Annotated in this window: 4 protein-coding genes, 1 tRNA gene and 1 riboswitch; of the genes, 3 read left to right on the top strand and 2 right to left on the bottom strand. The window is 48.2% G+C overall.

Going from position 1 to position 4,697, the window contains the following annotated elements; translation table 11 throughout:
• Window positions 1–102 precede the first annotated feature (102 nt).
• Window positions 103–495, top strand: coding sequence for a tyrosine-type recombinase/integrase (locus tag J7E85_RS29160; protein WP_215163429.1), 393 nt, complete (start codon window positions 103–105; stop codon window positions 493–495).
• The gene (locus tag J7E85_RS29165) at window positions 479–760 is read left to right on the top strand and encodes a tyrosine-type recombinase/integrase (RefSeq protein WP_215163431.1); all 282 of its coding nucleotides are present in this window, start codon (window positions 479–481) and stop codon (window positions 758–760) included. The genes J7E85_RS29160 and J7E85_RS29165 overlap by 17 nt, the downstream gene beginning before the upstream one ends.
• Window positions 761–883: 123 nt before the next feature.
• Here J7E85_RS29165 and J7E85_RS29170 read toward each other — a convergent pair.
• Together J7E85_RS29170 and J7E85_RS29175 are read right to left on the bottom strand one after the other, a co-directional pair.
• A tRNA-Thr gene (locus J7E85_RS29170) sits at window positions 884–955 on the bottom strand.
• 106 nt (window positions 956–1,061) lie between these two features.
• A complete protein-coding gene (locus J7E85_RS29175) occupies window positions 1,062–1,367 on the bottom strand; it encodes an MTH1187 family thiamine-binding protein (protein WP_076322239.1) in 306 nt (101 codons plus the stop codon).
• A gap of 368 nt (window positions 1,368–1,735) precedes the next feature.
• Window positions 1,736–1,967: riboswitch (cobalamin riboswitch) on the top strand.
• A gap of 194 nt (window positions 1,968–2,161) precedes the next feature.
• Between J7E85_RS29175 and J7E85_RS29180 the strand changes: the two genes are divergently transcribed.
• A complete protein-coding gene (locus J7E85_RS29180; protein ID WP_215163433.1) occupies window positions 2,162–4,495 on the top strand; it encodes a ribonucleoside-diphosphate reductase subunit alpha in 2,334 nt (777 codons plus the stop codon).
• Window positions 4,496–4,697 lie beyond the last annotated feature (202 nt).

Consider the following 4,697-nt stretch of genomic DNA (forward strand, 5'->3'; position numbering starts at 1 on the left):
ATCATTATGGATGCTTTAGATTGAGCCGTGACATGGGGTGAGGTTGTCCGGAACGTAGCAAGGTCAGTCGATCTTCCCCAAGGGAAAAAGGCAAAGTTTGAAGTGTGGAATGAACAACAATTAAAAATCCTCTTGGATACAGCAGCCCAAAATCAGTATTACGTGGCTTTCGAGCTCGCTGCTTCTACCGGCATGAGGCAAAGTGAGATCCTTGCTTTAAGACGAATTGATGTAGACTTAAACATCAGAAGCATATCTGTAAGACAGGCACATACAATTGCTGAGGTTGGACATGACTTTGATGATACAAAAAATGATAGCAGCATTCGATCAATCGCTCTATTTGCTAACACTGTACAAATGCTCCATGACCATTTTGAAAAACAGCGGATAGAGAAAGAATCAAATAAATTCTACACAGATTCGGGTTTAGTCTTACAAACAAGCGTGGGCCCCCCCTCTTGGACCGCGAAACCTCATGAGGAATTACTATAGCATTCTTGACACCATTATTAAGGAACACCAGGAATTTCCGAGGATTCGATTTCACGATCTCCGCCATACCCACGCTACACTTCTTCTAAAAGCAGGTATACTCCCTAAAATCGTTCAGGAACGTCTAGGCCATTCTTCTATTAATGTAACCTTAGATACCTATTCCCACGTGCTACCCAACTTGCAAGAAGCTGTTCTAAATACAATTGGTGACTCGATCTTAGGGAACCAAATCGAGGACGAAAAACTTACTTTACTCGACTAAAGGTTAGAAGATTGTCGAAGAAGATTTCAAATTTAATACAAAATGTTAGAAGTGTAGGTTATTAAACAAAAACAGCGCGGCCCCGAAAAAACGGGAAGCCGCGCTGTACTATGTTTATAAAGATGCTGGTGAAGGGAATTGAACCCCCGACCTACGCATTACGAGTGCGTTGCTCTACCCCTGAGCTACACCAGCAAATGTGGTTCGATGTTATTCCTCACGAAACAACAAAAATTATTATAATACTTCAGCAACAAAATGCAAGTCCTATTCTTACGGAAATATCCTGTAACTGGAGGCATTACCCGCCTAATTTCTCCTGCACGGACTGGATCTTCTGTTTGCTCGAGGAGACTTGATCCCTGCGGTCGTCGATCTTCACGGAAGTCGATACGCGCTTCGCACCGGACAGAAAAGGCGCTTCATGCAAAGCCTCAATCGCCCGCCAGATCATGTTAAGCTCTCCCTCGATGATGGTGCTCATCGAAGTTAGCTCATAGGATATTCCATCCTGTTGTTTCAATATACGCTGCATCTCGGCAACATAAGAACTCAAGCTCGTTGTTGCGGTGCCGATCGGAATCACCGTTACCTCCGCTATAGCCATCTTGAAAACCTCCCTCGTTGCATCTCATCTATATGGAATGCTTCCGAATGCGTTAAACTCCCGGATACAGTTATCATATCAATTCTGACCCTCCTTATCAAAGTCCGTCAGTCTTTAGCTTCATACAAGATATGGTGTATCTTTCTCGTCGCATCCATACGAATATATCCTATTTTGTCAAAACGATAATATACGTGGTATCTGCGCAGAAAAGGTCGCATTTGGTCACAATCCAGGAAATGTTATAGCCTTTTGGCAGTTTCTTAACTGGCACAATGACCGCTCGTTTGCTATAATTCTTTTTGCGTTCAATTTTAAGAATATAGTTTACAAACACAATATATTGGGTTAAATTAGATTAACAACAACCAAATATAGTGTGTGTAGGTGCCGGATCAACCTATAAGGCAGTCCGGCTTAATAGGGAAGCATGGTGTAAATCCATCACGGTCCCGCCACTGTAAGGGCCTAAGGCTGTTTATGATCTATCAGCCATCCACATACGACATATGCCACCGAGGAACCGGATCAGGTCTCGGGGAAGGCAATGCCGAGGGAAGTAGCCCAAGTCAGGAGACCTGCCTATATGCAGCAGACACCAACCTACGGGGTTTTAGGTAAGTGTTCGTTAAGCTTGCGTCTGTACATAACATCATGCCCATTCATGGGCTTATGGCAAACGTCATTTTCGAATCACAGCGCACGGACATTTTCAAGCCTGCCCGCGGGTTTTAGAAAATGTTTTTTTGATGTCCTTTTTCATATTTCCCCCGAAGAAAGCGAGGAATTTATTCATGCCCCAGCTCGTAGTTAAACCGAACAACCGTCAGCTTGCCTTTGATGAAATTCGCCTCTCCGTCTATGCCGACCGGACTCTAAAAGGATTGGACATGCTCGATAAAGAGCGCCTGCTTCGCGGCGTCAATGCCAAATTGCGCGGTGAGCAAGTTACCGGCGAAGAAATCAGCAGCGCCTTCACGATGTCCGCACTTGAGCTTGTAACCAAAGAAGAGCCGAATTGGAAGTTTGCAGCTGCTCGTTCGTTTCTGACCTCTTTATATAAAAAAGCGGCCACCAACCGCCGATACAAAGCATACCCGGAAGAACCATACGGTGCCTTCTACCCGCTCATTACGGAGCTTGTACAGAAAGGCATTTATCGCGAGGATCTTCTGACCAGCTACACCAAAGAACAAATCGAAGAACTCGGCGAATGCATCGATCCAAGCCGCGACCTGCTGTTTGATTACATCGGGCTGTTGACACTGGCTGAGCGTTACCTGGCAAACGACTTTGACGGTCGCGTCATGGAACTTCCGCAAGAACGGTACATGGTCATCGCGATGTTCCTCATGCACAACGAGCCAGCTGACAAACGTCTTGACCTTGTCAAAGAAGCCTACTGGGCCATGAGTAACCTGTATATGACGGCCGCTACGCCGACCATGTCTAACGCAGGTAAAAAAGTAGCCGGCCAGCTTTCCAGCTGCTTCATCGATACCGTGGACGACTCCCTGGAAGGAATCTTCGATTCCAATACGGATATCGCCCGTCTCAGCAAAATGGGCGGCGGCATCGGGGTGTACCTCGGTAAAGTCCGTGCACGCGGCTCTGACATCCGCGGTCACAAGAACACCAGCTCCGGCGTTATCCCTTGGATTCGCCAGTTGAACAACACCGCTGTTAGCGTTGACCAATTGGGAACTCGTAAAGGTGCCATCGCGGTTTATCTAGATGTGTTCCACAAAGACATTTTGTCCTTCCTGGATCTCAAGCTGAACAATGGTGACGAGCGCATGAGAGCACATGACGTGTTCCACGGCGTATGTCTGCCTGACCTGTTCATGGAAGCTGTAGAAGCACGTGAAGAGTGGAGCCTGTTCTGTCCGCATGAAGTGAAGAAAATCATGGGCTGGAAAGACGAGAGCGGCCGTCCGCTGGGCCTGGAAGACTTCTATGATCAAAGACAAGGCGAAGGTGAGTTCCGTCAAAAGTATGCTGAAGCCGTTGCGAGCCCGCTGCTGCCGCGCATTACGGTACAAGCCATCGACATTATGAAGCGCATCATGAAATCCCAGCTTGAAACGGGTACACCGTATATGTTCTACCGCGACACGGTCAACCGTGCGAATCCGAACTCTGCGCATGGCATGATCTACTCTTCCAACCTGTGCACCGAGATCATGCAGAACCAATCTCCGACGGTCGTTGAGCAAGAGGAGCTGGTTACGAAAGACGGCCAAACCCGGATCGTAATTTCCAAAATCCCTGGCGATTTCGTTGTCTGCAACCTGAACTCCATCCACTTGGCTCGTGCTGTACCTGCTGGTGTGCTGGAGCGTCTCGTTCCGATCCAGGTTCGCATGCTGGATAACGTTATCGATATTAACAATATTGAAGTTCTGCAAGCTCAATATACCAACAGCCAATATCGTGCGGTCGGTCTCGGCACCTTCGGTCTGCATCACTTGCTGGCGCTGGAAGGCATCCGCTGGGAATCCGACGAAGCCGTTGCATATAACGACAACCTGTATGAGCACATCAACTACCTGCTCGTTAAATCCAGCATGGAGTTGGCCAAGGAAAAAGGCCACTATCCGAAATTCAAAGGCTCCGACTGGGAGAGCGGCGAGTACTTCACGTTCCGCGGTTACACCGACGGCGAGCATGAAGGCAAGTTCGTAACCACCGAACAATGGCGCGAATTGCAGCAAGAAGTACAAGAAAGCGGTGTCCGTAACGCATGGCTGTTTGCCATCGCACCGAACGGCTCCACATCGATCATCGCGGGTTCCACAGCGAGCATCGATCCATTGTACGAACTTCTGTCTTATGAAGAAAAAACCACTTACAAAGTGGCTAACCCGGCTCCGGATCTGTCCGAAAAAACGATCTGGTACTATAAAACGGCTTTCTTGATCGACCAGCATTGGTCCATCAAAATGGCTGCCGCCCGTCAGCGTCACGTTGACCAAGCGCAAAGCTTTAACCTGTACGTCCGCCCTGATATCCGGGCTTCGGAATTCCTTGAGCTGCACCTGCATGCCTGGAAAGCCGGCATCAAGTCCACTTATTATGTACGCAGCCGTGCGCTGACGATTGAAGAGTGTGAAAGCTGTGCAAGCTAAAATGCTTAGTGTAACCCTTTTTCGAACCCACCCAAACCCTCCCTTCCAAGGGAGGGCCCCAAGGGCTCTGCCCTCTGGACACCCGCAAGGTGCTTAGGTTCTGAATGAGGCGCTTCTACGTTACTTTAGTGGCTAGGAGCGCTTTCTCCCTTCGGGAACGCTGGAATTTAGCGCGAAAGCTATTGAGTTACTTCGTGCGATT

It is taken from the genome of Paenibacillus sp. ISL-20 (assembly GCF_018613005.1).
Classification (GTDB): Bacteria; Bacillota; Bacilli; order Paenibacillales; family Paenibacillaceae; genus Paenibacillus_AQ.